Genomic DNA, 24,583 nt, shown 5'->3' with positions numbered 1-24,583 from the left:
ATAATCGTCACAGGCTTCATCCTTGATTTTGATATTAGTTTGGCGACGATTATCAGATCATAAATGAAGCCTTTTTTCTATCTAAAATATACGGTTACTGCTTAAGATCCTGTATATGATTTCAACATATTACGGATCACATAATGTAAAATACCATCATTATAGAAATAAGCCAGTTCTGTACCGGTATCAATGCGGCAATGAGCATCTATCACAATTTCCTCACCATTGGCATAAGTGATCTTCACTGCAATTGTCTCTCCGGGACTAATGTTTCCCAATCCAGCCACATCAATCCTCTCATCACCGGTTAGATTTAATGTATTGCGGCTGATTCCCTGAGGAAATTCCAGCGGCAATACGCCCATACCGATAAGGTTAGAACGATGAATGCGTTCGAAAGATTCAGCAATCACCACTCTGACTCCCAACAGCCTTGTGCCCTTCGCAGCCCAGTCACGACTTGAACCTGAGCCATACTCTTTACCTGCAATAATGGCCAACGGTAACTTTTCTTCCTGATAACGCATGGCAGCATCATAGATGGTCAGTTGAGACTGTGATGGAATATGGCGAGTGTACCCGCCTTCAATACCAGCAACCATTTCATTGCGAATACGGATATTGGCAAATGTTCCCCGCATCATCACTTCATGGTTACCCCGTCTTGAGCCATAAGAGTTAAAATCTTTTGGAGCAACCCCTTGTTCTTGCAAGTAACGTCCGGCAGGGCTATCAGCTTTAATATTCCCCGCAGGAGAAATGTGATCAGTCGTGACCGAATCCCCCAAGATTGCCAGAATGTGAGCCTGGTGAATATCCTCTACAGGTTTAGGTTCAGCCGTCATATCGCTAAAAAAAGGCGGATGACGAATATACGTAGAATCCGGCTGCCAAGAATAAGTTGCTGAGCTTGCAACATCCAAAGATTGCCAGCTTTCGTCACCATCAAACACAGCGTTATACTCTTTATGGAACATTTCCGTTCTGACTTGTTCTACCGCTGCCGCGACTTCGCTGCTATCAGGCCAAATATCTTTCAAATAAACATCATTGCCATCCTGATCTCTCCCGATGGGTTCTTGCGTCAGATCTGTTTTCATATTGCCGGAAAGAGCATAGGCCACCACCAGCGGCGGTGATGCCAGCCAGTTTGTTTTCACCAACGGATGAATGCGCCCTTCAAAATTCCGGTTGCCGGAAAGTACAGCGCCTACCGTTAAATCAGATTGTTTGATTGCCGCCTCAATCGGATCTGGTAACGGGCCAGAGTTACCGATACAGGTGGTGCAACCATATCCCACCAGATTGAAACCGAGTTTCTCCAGATATGGCATAAAACCTGCCAATTCCAGATAACTGGTAACAACTTTAGAACCCGGAGCCAGTGAAGTCTTAACCCATGGCTGACGCTGCAAGCCTTTCTCAATTGCTTTTTTGGCAAGTAAACCCGCAGTCATCAGCACACTGGGATTAGACGTATTTGTACAGGATGTAATGGCAGCGATTACCACCGCACCATCTTGCAGTGAAAAGGTTTGCTCCTCCAAGGTTACGGATACCAAAGATGGATGTGTCTGGTTTTTTTGGATCTCCAATTCCATGGCAGATTGGAAAGCTTGTGGTACATTTCCCAAAGCTACTCTGTCCTGAGGACGTTTTGGCCCGGCCAGACTTGCCTCAACTGTTGACATGTTCAACTCAAGAGTGCTGGTAAAAATGGGTTCATCCCCTGCGTTACGCCACAACCCCTGAGCCTTACAATAGGCTTCAACCAAGGCAATTTCCTCTTCATTACGCCCGGTTAACCGCATATAGTCTAATGTAATATCATCAACAGGGAAGAAACCGCAGGTTGCGCCATATTCAGGCGACATATTGGCAATGGTTGCCCTGTCTGCTAACGGTAAATCGGACAGTCCATCACCATAGAATTCAACAAATTTTCCGACAACACCATGCTTACGCAACATTTGAGTGACTGTCAGTACCAGATCGGTTGCCGTAATCCCTTCCTGTAATTTTCCTGTCAATTTAAAACCAACGACATCCGGGATTAGCATTGAGATCGGCTGTCCCAACATAGCGGCTTCAGCTTCAATTCCGCCAACCCCCCATCCCAGAACCCCTAATCCATTAATCATAGTGGTATGAGAATCTGTTCCAACTAGCGTATCTGGATAAGCAAAACTTTTACCATCCTGCTCTTCATACCAAACCGCTTTCCCTAGATATTCAAGGTTAACCTGATGGCAAATCCCCGTTCCGGGCGGCACAACGCGGAAGCGATTAAACGCCTTCTGTCCCCAGCGCAAAAACAGATAACGTTCATAGTTACGTTCCATTTCAATCTGGACGTTTTCAGTAAACGCCTGCTCTGTGCCAAATTTATCCACCATCACTGAGTGGTCAATAACCAAATCAACAGGAGACAATGGATTAACTTGTTCCACATTTCCACCGAGTCTCAACACAGCTTCTCGCATGGCAGCAAGATCCACCACAGCCGGGACACCAGTGAAATCCTGCATTAACACACGGGCTGGACGATAGGCAATCTCCCTATCTGCATGGGCGTTTCTCTGCCATTCCACCAGCGCTTCCAGATCACCTTCCACAACGGACTCACCATCAAGATTACGCAGAAGATTTTCAAGCAGAACTTTCAGAGATTTTGGTAGGCGGGATATTTCACCCAGTCGTTCGGATAACAAAGGTAAGCTGTAATAGTGATAGATCTTACTGCCAGTAGAGCTACTCTCAATCAATTTACTACTGATAGAGAGCGTTGAAGCACAGTCCGTTTTTAATTTAAACGACATAACTCCTCCATTCTTATTATGATCAGCACACTATCTAACCATAACATATATGAGGACATTTGTTATTCAGTGACCACACATTTTGCTAATCCTCTGTAAATCCTCATTTATTGACAAATTTTGGTGATGCATCCCCAAAACAGATATGTTTTATTTATAACATAAGAGATTAATGGGATTAGAGCTGACGAGGCTGGAATACTACTGGTTAATAGATTTCAAATTACACCTCAATATATGAAGTGTATATTCGAAGTATTCAATTGGTTCAATAGAGATCGGAGAATATATTATGAATATGAAAACGAATGAAAAACGTCAAAATTATTTAAGTTATATACAACAGGCTGATCAATTCTTTTCTGTCGATATTAATAATAAGTTTTCCCTGTCAGATTATAGATTTCACGATACAGATGGCCTTGTACAATTTGTTATCACCTCACAAACTGCCAATAAAATAGGAGTCATGCAACAATTAAATGAAATAAAGAAAACACAAATAGCCCTTTCCTCAATAGTTGCTGACTATATAACCAAATATTCTGATAACAACGGCTCAAAATATAAAACAGATATTGAATTCTGGGAAGACATCATGGCAAAACTGCCATTAATCAGTGTCAGAAGTATGGAAAGTCAAACTTATCATCACGAGATGAAAGGTCTTTCTATCGCAACAAACTTGCTCCAGCTTATCATGGACATAATTGTGGATACATACTCTCCCGCCTTGAAAACTTTCTCTGATTTTCTGCAAAAACAGGGAGATGCCATAAGGATGGGGTTAAAACGAAATAATGATCATTACTCCACGCTTACATTGGCCAGTGTCATTGAAGTCATGGAAGTAGGAGATCAAATTGTGTATGTTCCAAAAATGAAACTTTATAAAATAGATTTTGACAGAACCAACTCTGAAATAACGTCAAACTGTGCTTCCAATGAAAACATTAATGTCGAATTTACTTATTCTACCTGCGTTGCTTTATTTGATTATCAGGCCCTGGAAGATCCCGAAATAAAAACCGCTTTTGATAACTTTATCTTCAAAAATAACAAGTCATCAATAGAAGATTCTGATAGCTTTTTCAGTGGTGAGTTTAAAGCGTAATCAAAAACCTGTCATGGAATAATTGTAATACTAATACGCTTAAGGTAATGTGAGTAAATCTTCACCAGCAATCTTAACTTAAATTTATATGGAGCTATAAAGCTATGCGTATACCTCGTAAGATGAAAATGACAGGCAAAGACAATATTTCTGAATTTATTTCTACGTATAGCTTTGGATTGCTGGTTTCTTCTTCTTTGACTGGCGCTCATCTTCCGTTTGTATTAAATCCTGATGAAGGTGAAAACGGGGTTTTATACGCTCATATCGCCAAAGACAATCCGCATTGGAAAGAACTAGAAAATCAAAGAGTTTTAGTGGTCTTTACTGGCCCACATGCCTATATATCCCCTACTTGGTATGAATCTGCACATGCTGTACCAACTTGGAATTACACCGCCATCCATTGTTACGGTGTCACAAAATTGTTAAGCGATGAAGATACTAAACTGGCTTTGGAAGCTCTGGTGAACAAATATGAAGTTGGCCTGATGGAAAACACTAAATTGATGCCAGAAGAATTTCTCAGTAAAAAACGGCAAGCTATTGTCGGATTTAAAATCGTTATTGATGAAATACAAGCCAAGGAAAAATTGGGGCAGCATAAAAACCAAGGCGATCAAAATGGCGTGTTTACAGCTCTTGGCAACAGTAAAAGTGCGGATAATAAAGAACTGGCAAGCTATATGAAAAAACGCAATATCGGTACAGGCAAATCATCAAATTAAGCAACAGCCCTAATAGGCAGAAAGACGATAATCCTTATTCGATTATTTCCGATTTTTGTGCGAACTTAGCTTTCCTCCAACAATTGGCAAGACTCAAAGACCAACCACCTCCTACTTCTTGGGAGGTGGTTTAATCTTCTTTATGCCATTTTTTGCTTACACTATCGGTAACTCAATATCTTTGAACATTTCTTCGATTTCTTCATTGGTACGTAATGCAATGGCTTTATCCACAACATCACGCGTCAAATGAGGCGCGAAACGCCAAATAAAATCATACATATAACTGCGCAGGAAGCTACTACGCCGGAATCCAATCTTGGTGGTGCTGTAACTGAATTTATCACGCATATCAATGCGTACTAAATCGCTATCCTGAACGGGTTCAATCGCCATACTTGCAATCACACCAACACCCAGCCCCAAGCGCACATAAGTTTTAATTACATCAGCATCAGTTGCTGTAAACACAATTTTAGGTTTCAGGCCGGCTCGGTCAAAAGCAACATCCAGCTCAGAACGCCCGGTAAAACCAAAGGTGTAAGTAACTATTGGATATTCTGCCAATTCTTCAATTGTCACATTCTGCCTGTTGGCGAGAGGATGATCTTTCGTCACGACAACAGAACGATTCCAGTGGTAGCAAGGCAGCATAATCAGATCGCTATAAAGGTGAAGCGCTTCAGTTGCTATCGCAAAATCGCTATTTCCTTTGCACACTTCTTCCGCAATCTGGGTTGGTGAACCTTGATGCATATGCAATGATACGTTGGGGTAGCGCTCAATAAAGCCTTTAATGACAGGAGGCAAAGCATATCTTGCCTGAGTATGGGTTGTCGCTATATAGAGAGAACCACGATCGGGATAAGTGTGTTCACTAGCGACAGAACGAATTGAATCGATTTTTGACAGAACTTCACGTGAAATACGGACAATCTCTTCACCAGCCGGAGTCACGTGTGTCAGATGTTTACCACTGCGAGCAAATATTTGTATTCCCAACTCATCTTCAAGCATCCTGACTTGTTTGCTGATCCCTGGTTGAGAGGTATACAATCCTTCTGCTGTAGAAGATACATTCAGGTTGTGATTAACCACCTCTACAATGTAACGCAATTGCTGTAGTTTCATATCAGCACTGTCCCTAATAATCAAATGTACGAATATTTTGTAGTTTAATCAATTTCTATATTGCTAATAGTTATTCACTTATAACCATATAGAATAGTTATCTTTAGGCATATAACCACTATAACACCTGTTGTATATTTATATAACAAATAATTAGGTTGCGTAACTATAATCAAACATTCATTGCAGATATATTGTGTTTAAATTTTCTTTAAATACAAAAAAAGCCAGTTGTAAAGACTGGCTTTTTAGAAAAAAAAGTTACGTTTTTGGTAAAAAAAGAAATATCTATCTGAATAGATCTCAATGAATTACATCCAGTAAATAAAGATATAATGCACTAATTAGTCACCCAAGTTATTATTTCTCTTTCACTACCCAAGCACCTTCAACAAAAAATGCTGCCCATCCGGTAGCCTTACCATTTTTTTCCGAAGAGACATATTGTTGCTTAGTTTTGCGACTAAAACGCACAACCGTTTTATTCCCGTCCGGGTCAGCAACAGGTGCTTCGGCCAAATAACGCAACTTCTCCGGCAGCCGATCTTTGAATCGAACAAGTTCCTCAACCAATGGCGCACGTGTTTCACGTGATTTAGGGAAGGTATTGGCAGCTAAGAATATTCCCGCAGCGCCATCACGGAGCACAAAATAAGCTTCCGATTTCTCACATGCCAGCTCAGGCAATGGAACCGGATCTTCTTTAGGTGGTGCCACTTCCCCATTACGCAGGATCTTACGCGTGTTTTTACACTCTTCGTTTGTACAACCCATGTACTTACCAAAACGCCCCATTTTCAAGTGCATTTCTGAGCCACACTTTTCACACTCAACGATAGGGCCATCATAACCCTTAATGCGGAATTCTCCCTCTTCAACCGCATAACCATCACACGCAGGATTATTACCACATACATGCAACTTACGCTGGTTATCAATCAAATAGCTGTCCATCGCTGTACCGCATTTCTGGCAACGGTGACGAGCGCGCAAGGCATTGGTTTCAGCATCATCCCCTTCCAGAATATTCAAGATTTCATTTTCTGGAATCAGGTTAATTGTCTGCTTACATCTCTCTTTAGGTGACAGAGCATAACCAGAACAGCCGAGGAACACGCCGGTTGTTGCGGTACGAATCCCCATTGGGCGGCTACAGGTCGGACACCCAATCGAAGTGATCACCATTGGATTCGGACGCATCCCACCTTCGTCAGGATCTTTGTTGGCAACATCAAGTTGCTCACTGAAATTGGAGAAAAATTCGTTCAGAACCCCTTTCCAATTCGCCTCATTGTTAGCAACGTGATCAAGCTGATTTTCCATTCTCGCTGTAAAGTCATAATTCATCAATTCGTTGAAATTCTCTTCCAGACGATCATTGACGATTTCACCCATTTTCTCTGCATAGAATCGACGATTTTCACCCCGGACATAGCCACGATCCTGAATGGTTGAGATAATCGATGCATAAGTTGATGGACGACCAATACCCCGTTTTTCCAGTTCCCTAACCAGTGATGCTTCGCTGAAACGTGCTGGTGGTTTCGTAAAGTGCTGGCTTGGGACCAGTTCCTGCAAATCAAGTTCGGTTCCCACTGCAATTGTTGGCAAGGTGTTATCTTCATCCCCTTTACGCAAAGCAGGCATTACTTTTGTCCAGCCATCAAAACGCAAAGTACGACCTTTAGCACGCAGCTCGAAATCACCCGCTTGAACAGTCAGTGTCGTAGAATCATATTTTGCCGGCATCATTTGACAGGCAATGAACTGACGCCAGATAAGCTGATACAACTTTTGCGCATCAGCCTCCATATCTTTTAATTCTTCAGCCATAACATCAACATTAGAAGGCCGGATAGCTTCATGCGCTTCCTGAGAGTTTTCCTTACTACTGTAGATATTGGCACTTTGGGGTAAATATTTGTCCCCAAAATGGTTACTGATATAACCTCGAACCATATCCAGAGCATCCTGACTCAGATTAGTTGAATCAGTACGCATATAAGTGATGTGACCCGCTTCATAAAGGCGCTGCGCCATCATCATGGTTTTCTTGACACCAAACCCAAGCCGTGTGCTTGCAGCCTGTTGCAACGTTGAGGTAATGAATGGTGCACTCGGCTTACTGGAAGTCGGGCGATCTTCACGATCGATCACCTTGTATCTTGCTTTTTCAAGCAGAGATACTGCAGCCTGCGTTTGTTGAGAATTTACTGGCTTAAATGCTTTTCCCTTTTCATGGGTCACTTCCATATGGAGGGAAATGTCTTCTTTAGCCACTAAATCTGCGTGTAATTGCCAGTATTCTTCCGGCACAAATGCCTTAATTTCACGTTCACGCTCGACCACGAGGCGAACCGCAACGGATTGAACCCGTCCAGCGGACAATCCTCTGGCAACTTTTTTCCACAACAACGGTGAAACCATATAACCCACAACCCGATCCATGAAACGGCGTGCTTGCTGGGCGTTAACTCGGTCAATATTCAATTCACCGGGTTTATCAAAAGCCTGAGTGATTGCATTTTTAGTGATTTCGTTGAACACAACCCGACTGAAGCGGGCATTATCCCCGCCAATCACTTCCCGCAAGTGCCATGCAATGGCTTCCCCTTCGCGGTCAAGGTCAGTTGCGAGATAGATATGCTCGGCTTTTTCAGCCAGCGTTTTCAATTCTGCGACAACTTTTTCTTTGCCCGGCAGAATTTGATAATTTGCTTCCCAATCATGGTAGGGATCAACACCCATGCGACTTACCAGTGCTGTTTTCTCATCTTTTTTTACTTTCTTTTTATTCTTATCGGTAGATGAGCTTGAACTCTTTTGACTCGCTGCACCACTCGTAGGCAAATCACGGATATGACCTACACTGGACTTAACAACGTAGTCATTCCCCAGATATTTATTGATTGTTTTGGCTTTTGCCGGGGACTCCACTATAACAAGCGCTTTGGCCATAGTTACCTTTACCTAATTATCTTCTGTTCAGATGGCGAAAATCACGGCGTTGTGTTGCGATATATAAAATAAAATCTCTTTTTATATTGCGATAGATTTGCAAGATATCAACTAATTTTTATCTTGTACTTTTGTTTAAGCGCAAAACCCTTTGAAATATTTAAGGTATTTTATATATCAACACAGACCATGCAATAGTATAATTTATACCGTTGTAAACAAAATCTTCCATCTGCATGACGAAAAGTCCACACTCTACCTGATAAAAAACGATGCGCAACAACTTATTTTTTGAAGGAGCATAATAGATGCAAACTGAAACAATGCCCATCAAGCGGGAACAGTTACTGAAAGAAGCAAATGAAATCATTAAGAACCACGAAGATTTTATACAAGGGATATATGCCGAGAGTGTAGAGCAAAAAGACGGGGTATTAGTATTTAAAGGTGAATACTTTCTGGATGAATCCGGATTGCCCACAGCAAAAAGTACCGCTGTATTTAATATGTTTAAACATTTAGCACATATACTGTCCGAAAAGTATTCTTTAGTCGATTAAAAAACAACTCGCGTTATTCCTGACCAGTTATCAATAATTATGCGGGCAATAAAGGATATAATCATAATTCCCCCCTCTATTTACCCGCATAATTCACCCGCATGATATTCACAACGCCTGTCTTAAGACGGGATTCACGCTATTATAACAGTGGTTTTTCTCCCCTTTGCCACCAGCGCATCAATAACTTATCGACATTCTCCATCGCGCTGCCCATGAAACGTTCAACCACACGTTTGCGACGGGAATAACTGACTCCAATAACTTCACAGTGCTTGATCTTTTCGATCAGGAAGTCATCACTGACACCCACTTCATCAATCAGCCCATTTTCTTTTGCTTGTGTGCCATACCAATATTCACCCGTAGCCACTTTATCTACATCCAAAGATGGACGGTGCTGATGGATAAACGATTTAAATAATTTATGCGTTTCATTCAGATCTTCCTGAAACTTCTTCCGTCCCAGATCGGTATTTTCACCCAAAACAGTCAGGGTACGTTTATACTCTCCGGCAGTATGCAGTTCTACATCGATATCATTTTTCTTTAAGAGCCGATGAATATTGGGTAATTGTGCAACAACACCAATAGAACCAATAATGGAAAACGGGGCAGCAATAATGCGGTCAGCCACACAAGCCATCATATAACCACCACTCGCAGCCACTTTATCCACAGCAATCGTCAGACGTATTCCTTTCTGCCGTAAACGAGCCAACTGAGACGCAGCCAGCCCATAGCCATGAACTACGCCTCCCGGGCTTTCCAGACGCAATAGAACTTCATCTTCTTTATCTGCAACGGCGAGTACTGCACTGATCTCTTCACGAAGGGAATCTACTTCATGAGCATCCATACTACCTTTAAAATCCAAGACATAAAGATTCGGCTTCTGTAAGCCTTTCAGCCCTCCTTTAGCCTCTGCTTTTTTCTGCTTGGCATCATTTTTTTGCTGTTTCTTCAACGCTTTTTGCCAGATTTTTTTCTCTTCTTCACTCATTCGAGCCTGCTGCATCTGACGCTGTTTTTCCTTATATGACTTACCAAGATTGGTAAGTTTCAATTCCCCTTTGTGCATTGTTTTACGTACACCTAATCCGATACAAACTACCGCCAAAACGACAATGGCTAAAACAACCGTGAGCACTTTGGCTAAGAACAATCCGTATAGAGACAAATATTCCACAGACCCACCTTTATTAACTTATGATGAACAATATGTTTCATTCTAACCAAAAACCGAAAGCCGCGCTCTAACAGTTTACTTAACCTAATCTCAATTAGCGTGCTACTCTTTTGCCAATTCCGGCAAATTTGACGGGGACTTTAAGTTTTGTTCTGATGAAGGACGCATATGCCATCTTGAGATGGCAATCTATATGTAGAAATAAATAGATTGACAAGCAACACAGGAAAATTGCCCGATGTTTGATTACCACCCCAATAGTGACCTGCTGCAACAAAAAATCATTTTAGTAACCGGTGCTGGCGATGGCATTGGATGCGAAGCCGCACTGACTTATGCCCGTCATGGTGCTCAGGTTATTTTGCTCGGACGCACTACTGCAAAACTAAAAACCGTTAAACAGCAGATTGAAAACGATGGCGGTTTACCGGCTGATATTTATACGATGGATTTGCTGACTGTGACCGCAGAAGAATGTCAGGCGTTTGCGCGTGAATTGGCACAGCGTTATTCCCGTTTAGATGGCGTTTTACACAACGCAGGGCTGCTTGGTGTTGTCGCACCGATCATAGAACAGCCTGCCCAGCTTTGGCACGAAGTCATGCAAGTGAATGTCAATGCTACTTTTATGCTGACTCAGGCATTAATTCCTCTTTTATTGGAATCCACCTGTGGTTCTCTAGTCTTTACCAGCTCCAGTGTCGGCCGGGAAGGCAGACGCGGTTGGGGAGTCTATTCTGTTTCCAAATTTGCCACGGAAGGTCTGATGCAAGTTTTGGCACAGGAATATCAGCATACTTCCCTGCGCATTAACTGTATCAACCCGGGAGGTACCCGCACCAATATGCGGGCCAGTGCCTTTCCTGATGAAAACTCAGCCAAATTAAAAACACCGGCGGATATCATGCCTGTCTATCTTTATGTCATGGGCGATGACAGCCGCCATGATTCTGGTATCAGTTTTGATGCCCAACCCGGTCGCAAAGCAGGGCCTGCCGAATAATGACCAGAGATAATAGCCAGTACCAAAAAAGGCAACAACGCCAGAAAGAGAAAGTCGATGCCCGTATTGAAGCAGCACAACAAGAACGAGGCATAGTCATCGTATTTACCGGAAACGGTAAAGGGAAAACCACCGCTGCATTTGGCACTGTCACTCGTGCAATTGGGCATGGGCAGCGTGCTGGTATTATCCAATTCATCAAAGGGACATGGGAAAGCGGGGAAAGGAACTTACTGGCACAACAGGGGGCTGAATTTCATGTGATGGCAACAGGTTTTACATGGGAGACACAAAACCGTGAAACAGATACCGCAGCCTGCCAATCAGCGTGGAAACATGCCCTGAGGATGTTATCTGATCCTTCGTTGCACCTTGTCGTGTTAGATGAATTGACTTATATGGTCAGTTACGGCTATCTGGAACTAACCGATGTCCTGACTGCCCTAAAACAACGACCTTCACATCAGAGTGTAATTATCACCGGACGAGGATGCCATCGGGAATTGTTGGAATACGCCGATACGATCACAGAAATGCGTCCGGTAAAACATGCTTTTGATGCCGGAATCAAAGCTCAGAAAGGCATTGATTGGTAAACAAATCCGCTGTTTCAAATAGAACCAGCATCAATACTGACGTCAACTGAAACAGCGGATTGAGAAAATTAACGACCTTTAGGCGTTGTTTTTCTTCCTGCATTCTGACGGGAACTGCTTGCAGGACGTTTCCCCGATGGACGGGATGCAACCTGCGCATGTCGTTTTACTGCACGGCGAATTTGGTTAGCCTTGATGCGACGTTGATCACGTTCAACGGCAACTTTGGTCACAACCTCTTCGCCTAAACCGACCAGTTGACGTAAATAGTTAGTCTGTTCCAGCCCCAACTCAGTCCAACCACCGCGCGGCAAACCTTTCGGCAGATTGATATCACCATAACGCACACGTATCAGGCGGCTAACCTGCACACCAACAGCTTCCCACAAACGTCTGACTTCGCGGTTGCGGCCTTCTGTCAAAGTAACGTTGTACCATTGGTTGATGCCTTCTCCACCTTTGAACGTGACAGTTTTGAATGAAGCCGGGCCATCTTCCAATTGCACACCTTGCGTCAATTGACGAAGTTTTGCATTATCCACTTCACCAAAAACACGAACCGCATATTCACGTTCAACTTCACAGCTTGGGTGCATCAGGCGATTTGCCAATTCCCCATCAGTGGTAAACAGCAATAATCCGCAGGTGTTGATATCCAGACGCCCTACTGCGATCCAACGTGCACCTTGCATTTTGGGTAGGCGGTCAAAGACAGTCGGACGGCCTTCAGGATCATGGCGGGTACACAATTCGCCTTCCGGCTTGTAATAAGCCAGAACACGGCAAACAGTTTTCTGTGGTTCTTTGATAGTTAAAATCCGCCCATCCAGACGAACTTTTACTGAGGGTTTAACTTCGATTCGATCACCCAACGTTGCGGTCTTGCCATCAATGCTAATGCGCCCTTGTTGGATATACCCTTCAATTTCGCGACGGGAACCATGACCAGAACGCGCGAGAACTTTTTGTAACTTTTCTGTTTTATCGCTCATTGAGCAACCTCTGTTGTCGCCTTCACAGGCGTCGTGCTTAAAATAAAAAAAAACGTCAATTACTCACCTTATAAAAAAGGTGTTACATCACCTTCGCCTTCGCGAAGAATTACTGGTGAATCACCAGTTAAATCCACTACTGTCGTCGGTTGCTGCCCAAGATAACCACCGTGAATGATTAAATCAACTTGTTTACTTAATGAATCCTTAATCTCTTCGGGATCGGACTCAGCAAAATCATTTCCGGGTAAAATTAAGCTACATGACATCAGTGGCTCACCCATCTCTTCCAGCAACGCCAAAGCGATAGGATTAGAAGGAACACGCAACCCGATGGTTTTACGTTTTTCATTCATCAAACGACGGGGGACTTCTTTCGTCGCTTGTAAAATAAAGGTGTAATTTCCCGGCGTGTTATTTTTGATCAATCTGAACGCCTGATTATCCACATGAGCATAAGAGGCAATTTCAGAGAGATCACGACACATCAACGTAAAATTGTGGTGTCCTTCCAATTGCCGAATACGGCATATGCGGGTCATCGCATCTTTGTTTTCGAGGCAACAACCCATGGCATAGCCTGAATCAGTAGGATAAATGACAACACCACCCTTTTTCAGCATGTCCACACTCTGGTCAATAAGACGTTTTTGTGGATTATCAGGGTGGATATAAAAAAACTGGCTCATAACGATAACCTCTACTTCTATGCAGTCCCAATCCGTGACCAGTCGTGCCATATCGGTACAACATCACCGGGTAACCACAAGTTGCGCCCTAGCTCTATCCATGAACAAGGTTGGTGAAAATCCGATCCTAATGATACTTTCAACCCATATTCTCTTGCCAGTTGACCAAGTTGTTGTCTTTCATTAGGGGCTTGCTGGCACTGTGCAACTTCCATTGCATCACCACCATATTGTTCAAAACAGGCTATTAATCGTTTTAGCCATTTCATTGACAAACCATACCTGCCGGGATGAGCAATTACAGCCTGCCCCCCTGCCTGATGAATGGTTTCAATTGCCTGCTCAATTGTACACCATTGTGGAGGAACATAACCGATTTTCCCCCTCGCTAAATATTTTTTGAACACTTTTGGAATAGTCGGTTCAATACCCGCTTCTACCAGATAACGGGCAAAATGGCCGCGAGTAACCTGCCCCCCATTAGCCAGACGGGATGCACCTTCCCAAGCATCGGGAATACCTGCTTTAGCTAAGCGGCGACCAATTTCAATACCACGCTGTTTCCTTAAATCAACCTGATTAGCTAAAAATTTTCTTAAGGAAATAGAGTTGATATCAATATTTAAACCAACAATATGAATTTCAAAACTCTCCCATAATGTCGAAATTTCAACACCGGATGTCAGTGTCAATGGCAGATTATTTTGCTGGATATGATTTAAGGCAGGAGGAATTCCTTCCGTCGTATCATGATCAGTGATTGCCAGCACATCAATGCCCATGGAAATGGCTCTGTCCACCAGCTGTTCAGGTGATAAAACCCCATCTGAAGCAGTCGTATGGCTATGCAGATCATAGCGCCTTGTCATTTCACTGGCAGCTTCAGTCATTGTTCTGTACCTGTTTTTTGGGATGGGAAACTAAGGGTACTCTCTATCAAATTCTATCAAGCGATATCAAGCACAAAGGGGGATGATAACATAGAGGGTGAGATTGAAAGGATTTAATAATCTATTCTACTTTTACATACGATAGTGATCAAACACAAAACTAAGTTTCACTATCTTATGGCATCATGCGGCTGCCAAACTACAGCCGCATTTTAAATTTCAAGAAATTTTTAAGGCGGAATTGTCCATCACCCACAATTAAAAAAAGAAAAAGGAAGTTCTACTTCACAAAAACGATGATAATAAGATTCTCTTTTAGAGTAAGTTTTTTGTCCACAAAATGATGTAGAAACAGTTAGATACTGAGGTCCAAATACACTACGGCCTACCTTGAAACCCCAGTTTCCTTCATCATCAGAGGTTATACTTCCTTGATTGATATCTATAGGTATGTCCTTCATAGAAGGATAATCTAGCGTTGTGCTGTGAATTTCGTAAGAAACCGTCACCTTTGGCTGAGTTTTTCCTGATATCTCAATGGAACCTGGATTACCAAATGAACCTAAGTTATCTGTTGTTTTCGGTTCAATAATCGTTATACCAGCCGCATTCACTTCTTTTTTCTTAGAACTCCCAATAGCATGACCATTAGGTGTAAAGAATTGAGTCGCTTCTACCTGATATGTTCCCAACTGAGCATTATGTACACTACAGCTCCATTTACCATCCGTTTTTGAAGCCTGTATTGGACCACAGTCCCAATAATTCCCATTTTCAGATTTTGCTTTCAAAAAAATATATGAGCCTTTCGTTGCTGTTCCCGTAATTGGAATAGAAATAATTCCATTACTTTCCATAGTGGGAGTATATTCTACTGGCATTTTAACAGTTTTTCTTATAAGTGGAGCTATACAGATCGGCTCAGCCGTACTATCAATGGTAATATCCGACAATCCATATATCACTTCATAGTTCCGTATTACTGGATTACCTGGGAATTCATCATCCACCCACTGCTGTGCGAAAAGCCGATAAGCACCGGGAATAGACTTCACGGCATCAGGACACGCCCAATCTTGATTCTCATCGACGTAAACATCACAGATCCTCTTACCTGCAATAGAAACGACGACAATGGCGCCAGCCTGCCCTTTGCCACTAATGGCATATGTTGGCGTTGCAATTTGCTCTCCTTCTGCTGGCTGAAGCACACTCATTTGTAAATTAGGCCCATAACGCACCTTAAAACTTCTGTTAATCTGGGAACCCGCATCATCTACCACCGCTACATCATAATCCCCCGGCACAGAACTGTAAGGCCCGCATGTCCAAGTGTAATCTTCCTCATTGAGCTGAGCGATACAATCATCATTACCCCCAAATGCTTGTACCGTGACTGTTTTGGCATTACTTGGCATCGTACCGCTAAAGGTATATGAAGGTGTTTTTATCACTTCATCTTCTTTGGGCGTTTCCACTGTTAACGCTGTTTCGCCAGCAGCAGGTTCAATCTTAAAAGTGACTTTCGCTGTAGATTGACGCACCTTATCCAAAAAGGCTGTTGCCACCAGTTTTTGTTCTCCTTTAACTGCGGTATCCAGACCATCAAGCCATTCCCAATTGCTCTGTTCATCCACAGTGACGCCATTTTTACAGATCTGGGAAAGTACTTTTTCAGCCAGACAAACGGTTGTTCCCGGTTCGCCTGTCCCTCGCGGTAAAATATTTTCAAGGTGTCGGTATACCCCACCATTATGCGGTTGAGTGATAACTACAGGTTTAATGGTTTTAGTCTGAACTTCAAAAGAGATTTGCGATGTTGAATTTAACTGATCACTGATAAATTGATCAGCAGAAAGGGTATATTTACCGTCTTCGGGCTGATAAGGCCCACAGGACCATTGACCCGATGAAGCATCAACAGTGGTATTACAATTATCAGCACCACCGAAGCCCTCAATATATATCTGAGCACCCTTTTCTCCCGTGCCTGAAATAGTAAAAGGCAGTTTTGTTATTTTTGCTCCATGCACCGGGTTTTTGATTTGTATTTTTGATTTGGTGACTTCGTACTTACGCCTAACCTGTGAGGTTCTTTCATAAGTATCGCCTAATTCTCCCAACTGAGCTGAACCTGTTTTTTTATATTGAGCTGCATAAAGGAAAAACTTCCCTTCGTTGATTGCTGTCAGAATGGGATTATCAGGACATGTCCATTTTCCTTTTTCATCCACCGTTGCTGTACAAATTAATCCACTACTTGAAATCGGAAACGTTACTTTTTCTGGTGGCAGGAGATATTCTGAACCCGCAACAAAAACGAGTTGACCGGGGCTTCCCTGACCTTTAACAGAAATTCCGTCATTTAACCTATATTGCGCATCTGGTTCAGGTTTAGTGATACGCATCGGGACAGTAAAATTCCATTTAATAGGCTCACCGACGTTCACACCATTTTGAGTTTCCTGTAATGTCATCACATAAGTATCGCCTCCGAAAATATCTCCCGGATGAATTGTGAACTCCCAAAAGAAGCCAAGAGCACCGCTCAGTAATTGTCCTGCTTCACCTACTGCAGCAAAAAATCCACCAATCAAACTACTTAGAAAACCGCCAAATCCACCGCCACCACTTCCTCCACCAGCAGGTCCACTAAACGTGCCAGAAAAGTTGATGGGATTATCCGGATCAACAGTTGAATTATTCTTGGGATTATTTATTTCAAATTTTTTCTGTTCGGGTTCGTCATCATCATTTTTATCTTTAATCGTAATGTGTGTGACATCGGTGGCGACAACTTTTCCTTCTTTTATCAATTCGGAGGTTAACTCATAAGTGCCTGCCGGGAAAATGATTGGTTTACCACATTGCCAGTTACCATTGTCACTAACCACAGCCCCTGTACAGATAACTGTTTCATTACTCAGATTTTGATTGTTTTTTTCCAACGCTAATGAAGGGGCAATCTTACGTCTTTTAATAGCGACTTCATCTCCTGGTACATTAGAACTTCCTGACAAAAAACTTGTGCTACCTACAGTATCTGTTTCTCCTTCAGAAGGTGTATTAATTTTAACTTCTGGGGTTTTTATACGAAAATAGCTTCTTTCAGGAAGTAATCGCATCCAATTATTTTTGATATTATTCAATCCCACTGGATGATACTTATCTGCCACTTCAATATAATAGAGTCCATCCTTCAATTTCAATGAAGAAAGAAGAAGAATATCCCAAGTTGGAAAATTATTTTCCCCTGAATAAGTTTTATATTCTATTGGAATTTCATCAGAATATTCCCCATTTTCTAATGGAATCTTTATATAAATCTCTTTCTCATCTTTTCCTTTACATTTAGAAGCTTCTGAAACAGGAGGTGAATTATCTTCTTTCTTCATGCAGATAGAGTATTCTGAAGGTAATATCTCATCTTTATTAGGTAAAGTGTATTCTTCATTATCACCACCATAGCCAGAGAATTTTTGATTTTTAAGTTCAGTTGATACAATTTCATTTGGACTATCATTGCTATACTTATTAATAAATGTAGGTTTAAAATATCTTCCTCTGAAATTTTTTTCCGTACGCAATGTTTTATTATCAAGGGGATCAACTCCTTCAACTTTTTGTATTGCATCTACTTCAATATCGAATAACCAAAAAGTGGAGTCTTCAGTTCCCCCTGAAGAATTTAACAAATAAAACCCCCTACTATTAACTCTATTATCTTGGCAATTCACATTCCCTCTTTTAAAAACACAAACACGATTAGCATTCTCATCATGCGAAACGTCAAGATCCAAGAGTTTTTTATATTTATGAATTGGATTTTTTTCTTTTAGAGATAATTCTATTGCTGTAACAGTTTTCTTTTTCGAAAGAGATATATTAACTTGATCATAAAGATTTACGTCTTTTGTATTTTGATTTGCCGTTATTCTAATACCTATATTTTCCTCCTCAAGTTCTTCTTTAATTTCCTGAATAAGTTCAGTTCGTACAGTACATAGCCATTTACCATATTCATTTGTTTTTATTGGTTCATTTTTCCTAATCTCTTGACATAATTCCTTTCCTTTATAACCATAACCATTTGAATTAACTTGCAATATCACTTGAACTTCTGAACTAGGTTCAGCATAACCACGTAACCAAATATCCTCAGTATAAATAGTTAATCCATCAACCGGGTAAATGATTCCAAATTCTTTCGCAACAGAAGGTATTTTTGCTTGTACAGTATCTTTTGTCCATGTTTCACTTTTCGGTGACGAGTCTGAAGTCTCACTGGCACTGATAGTTACCTCATAATTTCTTGTTTCATCTAGATCTTTAAAAAAACTCTCACGTGGAATAGTGCATTTCCATTCCAGAGAATTATTAACTTTACATTCAACTGAGCCTTGTAAAATATCATCGATAGAATAAACAAGTTGAATTTTACTCGACGCCTTTCCAAAACCTTTAATAATAATATCTTCATCTCGCTTTCTTAAATTAGCATTCCAATCTGGAGTATAAATCCAAATATGTTGCATGGTACTGGAAAACCACTTTATAAGTCTCAAGGAGGAATCTGAATGCTTATCAGTTACATCTGAAACTAAGACAGGAAGATAATTATTCTCCCCATTTCTCCCTTTAGCCATTTCGTCTCCAAAAGAATTCACACCAATAATGGTGTCATCCCAAAAAATTGGGCCTCCAGAGTCTCCGGGTTGTGAAATACCTGGACTGAGTCCTTTATTTTTATTTGCCTCTATAATAATCACCTGTTTTCCATTAGCATCGGAAACAGAGGTTAGAATTTTCACATCAGCTCTATATTGAGTGCCATTATTTGCTTGTTGTTTACCTGTATTTTCATCAATACCCTTAACACCATAACCATAAATAGAAGCTTGATAATAATTACTGTCCAGCTTTTCATAAGCTCCATCGTAGTTAAAGAAGCGACGAACACGACCGTAACGTTCTTCTATTATTGGTTCTTCTATTATTGGCTTTTCTAATCGTATAATAGCGAAATCATTATAACGGTTATCGTCATGAGTATATTTAAAAAAACTATAGCGTGATGCAGTGCCTATTTCCTTTTCTTTATAATTTTTAATAATATATTCTTTTGTTTTTTTAGCATTCATTTCACAATGTGCAGCAGTAAGAACATATTTCTCAGATATCAAAGAGCCACTACATATAAAATTCAATTCACCTGTAGTATTCTTATGAAAAATACTAACAACCCAAGGTTTACATTTGACATTATTGTCAGGCTCACAACTTTTCTCTCCTCCTATAATAGTTTCTAAAGGTGTGGATTTCAACGCGACATCAGAAAACGACGCACCACAGTAAATTAGGAAAAACAATATAGGGATAAGTCTAATAATAAACATAACAGTCTCCTTAAAAATGGAGTAATAATTATTCACGCTCAATACAAGTCATCTTAAGTTCACCACCAGTACACTCTAATAATTTTTTCTTTCTCGCCACATAATCACTATTACCGCTAACTTCATTAAAGTTAAAAGCATATGTACCTCTTCTGGCATAGTGTTTTTTCTTTGCTATCCATATACCCTTTTTATCTGGAGTCACATCTTCTGATTTTTCTCCTAAGTCCCCAACTATAAGTGATATATCAATTCTTGGTTCAAGACTTTCGATATATGGCATAGATGTTCCATCAAATACCGTGAATACACTGTCATTTTTAGCTTCTACGGAAAAAACCTTAGAACTCAATATAGTCACTGTTTTACTTTCTTGATCAGAACTATCACTCGCCTTAATTTCTATAAAACCTACAGGGATATCTTTAGCTTCAACTGCCCACATTCTATCTTTAGCAAATCCATCAATAGGCTGGATTGGTTGGTCTTGAGAATTTAAAAGTTTCATATCAACCGTAATTTTCCCATCAGTAGCCTTACCACTGATTGAGATATTTTGTGTATCATCAGTTGTTGAAGAAACAACTTCATGATCTTTAGGGTTGGTTATCTCAATCGAACAGTTCACTGTATGATAGGAAATATTTGTTCCTACTAAACTAGGTAAAGTTGTTTTACTATCAGAAAGCATAAAAAATGCATTAACAGATGCATTATAATTAATACCGCAAACAGCATCTAACCCTTCCAAAATCCATTTACCCGTTCCAGTGTCAATATTTGGAGTGTAACTCGTTGTCGGTGAATAAATTGTTCCATCCCTTTTATAACCTGTTATTTTCACCCGCATCTCTTTTTCATGATCAGCCGTATCACTGTTCACTAGACCTGATAAACTATATTTTCCTACCGGGATAGTTTGTCCATTCTGGATAGAAGTGATTGTTGCTTCACATGGCGGGCCATTGAAAGTAACTTCAGAATTTTCTATATCTCTAATGCTAACTGTTCCGGTAATGCCACAGCTTATCCAGAGTTGACCTATCCAATTTTTATCACCCCCTGTAGATTGAACTGAATAATTATATGGATTGAAATTGGTAATGATTTCAGGAAAATCACCGTCTTCCATCATACCTTTTCCTAAAATTGTAATATAGTTGTTCTCAACTGTTGAGTTCGGTTCAGGTGAGGTAATTATCGGAGGTTCCCAAGCGTTATAATCATCGATAGTTATAACAATATTTTTAGCAGCAGGGTAAACTTCCATATTCTTACAATCTTCACCATCACAAGTTGCTGTAATATCAAGTGGGCAGTCATTATTATTTTTGACATTAATGGCAGTTGACCACTTTAAAGCCCATATACCAAATGATACTCTAAATTCAATATCACATGATTTATGTGCACTTCCATATTCATAAATAGTAGTATTCCACTTTATAAATTTATCTTCAAACTCACACCCCCACGGCCACCACCAAAAAGGTTTAAAACTATTGGAATCTTCAATGTTCTCTTGATGTATATTTTTAGGTTTCAACGTAATATTTTTATCTCCAGTTTTATACATACACTTAAAATCTTCAATTTTAATTTGCAAATCATAAAACTGACTTCCATTCTCAAAAGTCATATTATAATCTGTTGATAAATCACTTCTTTTTCCGTTATTTTTTGAATTACTATCATATTTATTTAAAACAACATTATTACTCATTAATTCATTTGCATAAGAATTATTAAAAAAAATAATAGCAACAAAAAACAATACATTATGTAAGTTTATTTTCTTTGTTTTCATAAAGTCAACCCTCAATTAAAAGTGATGCTATCATTTAAATTAAAACGGCACTTTTAAATCACGCCAAGTCTATTAAAGCTGATTTACAACTGGATAGCTCTTATAAAAAAGTGCTTTAAATTTGTATAATTGTATTACATGCATAATTAAATATTTAAGCACACATCAATATATCTTAAATAGAATTTAATTTTAGTTTTTATAAAAAACTCAACCCATTAAGTTTATTTATTAATAGGTTTGACTATAGATAGTAAAAAAATCATTGACAAGCCAGCCATGAACCAGTTTACTAGTACGGTAGATATTCTTAACTAAAATACCATTTAAAAGATAAGGCATTTTAAAATGATCGTACTTATGCAAAAAGCGATGCAAATCAGTGGTTGGTGGCACAACTTCCCATTCAGGGCGGTTGGCTCACGCACATAAGTACAGATATGCAAGTGCCAAAACCCGCCTAAAAAGCGGGTTTTTTTATAACTTGAGTTTTTGTGAACGAAGGTAATAACGAGGGGATAAATATGACTGGCAAAGAATTTAATATCTCTGTAAATCAGATGGATACTGCTTATAAAACAGATCCCACACTGCTTTTCCATCAGCTTTGTGGCAATCGTTCCGATACGTTATTGTTAGAGTCTGCTGAAATCCACAGTAAAAAGAGCCTCAAAAGTATGTTGATCATTGATAGTGCCATGCGCATTACCGCCAACAAACGCCAAGTTACTTTTGAGGCGCTCACCAAAAACGGTCAAAATCTGCTTCCCATACTCGCTGATTTACTGTCAGAAAAGGCCCGTTTGAGTGTGGAATCACAGACTATTCGAGCAAAATTTCCTGCTACAGAACAAAATTTGGACGAGGATAGCCGGCTAAAATCGGATTCAGTTTTCGACGCATTACGTGCTCTTGCAGCACTGGCATCCTTCTCAGAATCTCCTGAGGCTATTTTCGTTGGCGGGTTGTTTGCTTATGATTTAGTGGCTGGGTTTGAGCCATTACCTACAGTAAAAAACCACCAGCGCTGCCCTGATTTCTGTTTTTATCTCGCAGAAACACTATTGATGATTGACCATCGATATGAGCATTCATCGTTACAAACTATGCTGTTTGGAGAATCCGATACGGAAAGGCAACGCCTTGACGAACGTATGGCAACATTGGCTTCTGCCATTTCGGAACCTCTTCAGCCACTCTTGACTGTCAAACTGTCTGACATAACCATTGATTGCAATCGGAGTGATGAGCAATACGCAGATATCGTGCAGCAGTTGCAGCAATCAGTTCGCCAAGGGGATGTCTTTCAGGTTGTTCCGTCACGGCGTTTTACCTTGCCATGCCCTTCTCCATTAAGCGCTTACCACACATTGAAAAAACAAAATCCAAGCCCCTATATGTTTTTTATGCAAGATCAGGATTTTTGCCTGTTCGGAGCCTCACCAGAAAGCGCCCTTAAATATGATGTCAACAATCGCCAGATAGAAATTTATCCGATAGCCGGTACACGCCCCCGCGGGCGCAACGCCAACGGAGAATTAGATGCTGATCTTGATAGCCGGATTGAGCTGGAAATGCGTACTGACGCGAAAGAAATGTCTGAGCATGTGATGCTGGTTGATTTGGCACGTAACGATCTGGCACGCATTTGTGAACCGGGCAGTCGATATGTCGCCGATTTAACCAAAGTCGATCGTTATTCGTTTGTCATGCACTTGGTTTCCCGTGTTGTCGGTACGCTTCGCCATGATTTGGATATTTTCCATGCCTATCAGGCTTGCATGAATATGGGTACGTTGACAGGAGCGCCTAAGGTTCGGGCCATGCAGCTCATTGCAGAACATGAAGGCGAACGGCGCGGCAGCTATGGTGGTGCAGTCGGCTATTTCACTGGCAAAGGTGATTTTGATACTTGCATTGTCATTCGTTCTGCCTATGTGGAAAACGGTCAAGCTGCTGTGCAAGTCGGAGCCGGTATTGTTTTGGATTCCATTCCCCAATCAGAAGTAGATGAAACGCACAATAAAGCCAGAGCCGTCATTCGCGCTATTGCCCAAGCCCATCAAGTAGAGGTGACATTCTAATGGCTAATATTCTTCTGCTTGATAATGTTGATTCCTTCACCTATAACCTCGTGGACCAACTGAGAACCCATAGCCATCAAGTCATTATTTATCGCAATACTGTGGCTACAGACATCATTGTTGCCAAACTCCACGAAATGGAATCTCCCCTTTTGATGCTGTCACCCGGCCCGGGGAAACCGTCAGAAGCAGGCTGTATGCCTGAATTAGTCAAGCAAGTGATTGGCAAAATTCCGGTGATTGGTATTTGCCTTGGACATCAGGCGATTATTGAAGCCTATGGAGGAAAAGTCTCTGCTGTCCAAGAAATTCTGCATGGTAAAGCAACATCAGCCACTCATGATGGACAAGCTATGTTTTCCGGCCTGCCAAATCCCCTACCTGTTGCTCGTTATCATTCTCTTGCTGCTGTGCACGTCCCTGCAACACTGACAGTCTCGGCATCATGCGGTGATACCGTCATGGCAGTGCGTCATGATGAACACAAGGTTTGTGGGCTTCAATTTCATCCCGAATCTATCTTAACCACCCAAGGCGCTAAATTGCTTGAATACACTCTGGCGTGGGCACTGAGTTAAAAATGTTGGGTTTGAAGGTATCGAATTAAAGGCACTAAACTTGAAG

The 24,583-nt window shown here is 41.0% G+C and carries 16 protein-coding genes and 1 other annotated feature; of the genes, 7 read left to right on the top strand and 9 right to left on the bottom strand.

The annotated features are described in order from the left end of the window. Positions 1 to 101: 101 nt before the first annotated feature. Positions 102 to 2,822, bottom strand: a complete 2,721-nt coding sequence (acnA, locus tag AAC854_RS09890; RefSeq protein WP_340616946.1) for an aconitate hydratase AcnA — start codon at positions 2,820 to 2,822, stop codon at positions 102 to 104. Between the two features lie 292 nt (positions 2,823 to 3,114). Between acnA and AAC854_RS09885 the strand changes: the two genes are divergently transcribed. After that, positions 3,115 to 3,936, top strand: a complete 822-nt coding sequence (locus AAC854_RS09885) for a hypothetical protein (protein WP_340616945.1) — start codon at positions 3,115 to 3,117, stop codon at positions 3,934 to 3,936. A 104-nt stretch (positions 3,937 to 4,040) separates the two neighbouring features. After that, on the top strand, positions 4,041 to 4,664 hold the full coding sequence (locus AAC854_RS09880) for an FMN-binding negative transcriptional regulator (protein WP_340616944.1): 624 nt from the start codon (positions 4,041 to 4,043) through the stop codon (positions 4,662 to 4,664). 156 nt (positions 4,665 to 4,820) lie between these two features. Here the strand turns inward: AAC854_RS09880 and cysB are convergent, their stop codons facing one another. Continuing rightward, complete coding sequence (gene cysB, locus AAC854_RS09875) at positions 4,821 to 5,795, bottom strand: HTH-type transcriptional regulator CysB (protein WP_340616943.1); 975 nt, start codon at positions 5,793 to 5,795, stop codon at positions 4,821 to 4,823. 360 nt (positions 5,796 to 6,155) lie between these two features. Further along, on the bottom strand, positions 6,156 to 8,753 hold the full coding sequence (gene topA / locus AAC854_RS09870) for a type I DNA topoisomerase (protein WP_340616942.1): 2,598 nt from the start codon (positions 8,751 to 8,753) through the stop codon (positions 6,156 to 6,158). A gap of 308 nt (positions 8,754 to 9,061) precedes the next feature. Here topA and AAC854_RS09865 point away from each other — a divergent pair, with 308 nt between their 5' ends. Continuing rightward, positions 9,062 to 9,313 (top strand): YciN family protein, encoded by a 252-nt coding sequence (locus AAC854_RS09865; protein ID WP_340616941.1) that lies wholly within the window; start codon positions 9,062 to 9,064, stop codon positions 9,311 to 9,313. A gap of 142 nt (positions 9,314 to 9,455) precedes the next feature. Here AAC854_RS09865 and sohB read toward each other — a convergent pair whose 3' ends face one another. Continuing rightward, the gene (gene sohB / locus AAC854_RS09860) at positions 9,456 to 10,502 is read right to left on the bottom strand and encodes a protease SohB (RefSeq protein WP_340616940.1); all 1,047 of its coding nucleotides are present in this window, start codon (positions 10,500 to 10,502) and stop codon (positions 9,456 to 9,458) included. A 238-nt stretch (positions 10,503 to 10,740) separates the two neighbouring features. Between sohB and AAC854_RS09855 the strand changes: the two genes are divergently transcribed. Continuing rightward, positions 10,741 to 11,505 carry a YciK family oxidoreductase gene (locus tag AAC854_RS09855; RefSeq protein ID WP_340616939.1) on the top strand — a complete coding sequence of 255 codons (765 nt, stop codon included), beginning with the start codon at positions 10,741 to 10,743 and terminating at the stop codon, positions 11,503 to 11,505. Next, complete coding sequence (gene cobO / locus AAC854_RS09850) at positions 11,505 to 12,101, top strand: cob(I)yrinic acid a,c-diamide adenosyltransferase (RefSeq protein WP_340616938.1); 597 nt, start codon at positions 11,505 to 11,507, stop codon at positions 12,099 to 12,101. Before AAC854_RS09855 ends, cobO begins: the two co-directional genes overlap by 1 nt. 68 nt (positions 12,102 to 12,169) lie before the next feature. On the opposite strand, the gene rluB is transcribed toward cobO, so the two are convergent. From rluB to AAC854_RS09825, 5 genes are all read right to left on the bottom strand, one after another. After that, complete coding sequence (gene rluB, locus AAC854_RS09845; RefSeq protein ID WP_047964252.1) at positions 12,170 to 13,093, bottom strand: 23S rRNA pseudouridine(2605) synthase RluB; 924 nt, start codon at positions 13,091 to 13,093, stop codon at positions 12,170 to 12,172. A 68-nt stretch (positions 13,094 to 13,161) separates the two neighbouring features. Then, positions 13,162 to 13,782 carry an L-threonylcarbamoyladenylate synthase gene (locus AAC854_RS09840; protein WP_273548248.1) on the bottom strand — a complete coding sequence of 207 codons (621 nt, stop codon included), beginning with the start codon at positions 13,780 to 13,782 and terminating at the stop codon, positions 13,162 to 13,164. Positions 13,783 to 13,799: 17 nt separating this feature from the next. After that, positions 13,800 to 14,672, bottom strand: coding sequence for an RNase RNM (rnm, locus tag AAC854_RS09835; RefSeq protein WP_340616937.1), 873 nt, complete (start codon positions 14,670 to 14,672; stop codon positions 13,800 to 13,802). A 248-nt stretch (positions 14,673 to 14,920) separates the two neighbouring features. Beyond that, complete coding sequence (locus AAC854_RS09830; protein WP_340616936.1) at positions 14,921 to 20,068, bottom strand: trypsin-like serine protease; 5,148 nt, start codon at positions 20,066 to 20,068, stop codon at positions 14,921 to 14,923. Positions 20,069 to 20,096: 28 nt separating this feature from the next. Then, on the bottom strand, positions 20,097 to 21,875 hold the full coding sequence (locus tag AAC854_RS09825) for a hypothetical protein (protein ID WP_340616935.1): 1,779 nt from the start codon (positions 21,873 to 21,875) through the stop codon (positions 20,097 to 20,099). A gap of 381 nt (positions 21,876 to 22,256) precedes the next feature. Beyond that, positions 22,257 to 22,356, top strand: a sequence feature (Trp leader region). Between the two features lie 43 nt (positions 22,357 to 22,399). Between AAC854_RS09825 and AAC854_RS09820 the strand changes: the two genes are divergently transcribed. Further along, on the top strand, positions 22,400 to 23,959 hold the full coding sequence (locus AAC854_RS09820; RefSeq protein WP_340616934.1) for an anthranilate synthase component 1: 1,560 nt from the start codon (positions 22,400 to 22,402) through the stop codon (positions 23,957 to 23,959). After that, positions 23,959 to 24,537 (top strand): glutamine amidotransferase-related protein, encoded by a 579-nt coding sequence (locus AAC854_RS09815; RefSeq protein WP_340616933.1) that lies wholly within the window; start codon positions 23,959 to 23,961, stop codon positions 24,535 to 24,537. Before AAC854_RS09820 ends, AAC854_RS09815 begins: the two co-directional genes overlap by 1 nt. The last annotated feature ends 46 nt before the right edge of the window (positions 24,538 to 24,583 follow it).

It is taken from the genome of Xenorhabdus entomophaga, from assembly GCF_037996725.1.
GTDB classification, from domain to species: Bacteria; Pseudomonadota; Gammaproteobacteria; order Enterobacterales; family Enterobacteriaceae; genus Xenorhabdus; species Xenorhabdus khoisanae.
The sequence above is the reverse complement of the archived record's forward strand: the minus strand, read 5'-3'. Positions and strand labels throughout refer to the sequence as shown.

Excerpts from the sequence above, each read along its gene's own strand:
- AAC854_RS09865 (WP_340616941.1), top strand. The coding sequence starts at position 9,062 with ATGCAAACTGAAACAATGCCCATCAAGCGGGAACAGTTACTGAAAGAA.
- cobO (WP_340616938.1), top strand. The coding sequence starts at position 11,505 with ATGACCAGAGATAATAGCCAGTACCAAAAAAGGCAACAACGCCAGAAA.
- rluB (WP_047964252.1), bottom strand. The coding sequence starts at position 13,093 with ATGAGCGATAAAACAGAAAAGTTACAAAAAGTTCTCGCGCGTTCTGGT.
- AAC854_RS09830 (WP_340616936.1), bottom strand. The coding sequence starts at position 20,068 with ATGTTTATTATTAGACTTATCCCTATATTGTTTTTCCTAATTTACTGT.
- topA (WP_340616942.1), bottom strand. The coding sequence starts at position 8,753 with ATGGCCAAAGCGCTTGTTATAGTGGAGTCCCCGGCAAAAGCCAAAACA.
- AAC854_RS09820 (WP_340616934.1), top strand. The coding sequence starts at position 22,400 with ATGACTGGCAAAGAATTTAATATCTCTGTAAATCAGATGGATACTGCT.
- AAC854_RS09880 (WP_340616944.1), top strand. The coding sequence starts at position 4,041 with ATGCGTATACCTCGTAAGATGAAAATGACAGGCAAAGACAATATTTCT.
- AAC854_RS09885 (WP_340616945.1), top strand. The coding sequence starts at position 3,115 with ATGAATATGAAAACGAATGAAAAACGTCAAAATTATTTAAGTTATATA.
- AAC854_RS09825 (WP_340616935.1), bottom strand. The coding sequence starts at position 21,875 with ATGAAAACAAAGAAAATAAACTTACATAATGTATTGTTTTTTGTTGCT.
- AAC854_RS09815 (WP_340616933.1), top strand. The coding sequence starts at position 23,959 with ATGGCTAATATTCTTCTGCTTGATAATGTTGATTCCTTCACCTATAAC.
- cysB (WP_340616943.1), bottom strand. The coding sequence starts at position 5,795 with ATGAAACTACAGCAATTGCGTTACATTGTAGAGGTGGTTAATCACAAC.
- AAC854_RS09855 (WP_340616939.1), top strand. The coding sequence starts at position 10,741 with ATGTTTGATTACCACCCCAATAGTGACCTGCTGCAACAAAAAATCATT.
- acnA (WP_340616946.1), bottom strand. The coding sequence starts at position 2,822 with ATGTCGTTTAAATTAAAAACGGACTGTGCTTCAACGCTCTCTATCAGT.
- rnm (WP_340616937.1), bottom strand. The coding sequence starts at position 14,672 with ATGACTGAAGCTGCCAGTGAAATGACAAGGCGCTATGATCTGCATAGC.
- AAC854_RS09840 (WP_273548248.1), bottom strand. The coding sequence starts at position 13,782 with ATGAGCCAGTTTTTTTATATCCACCCTGATAATCCACAAAAACGTCTT.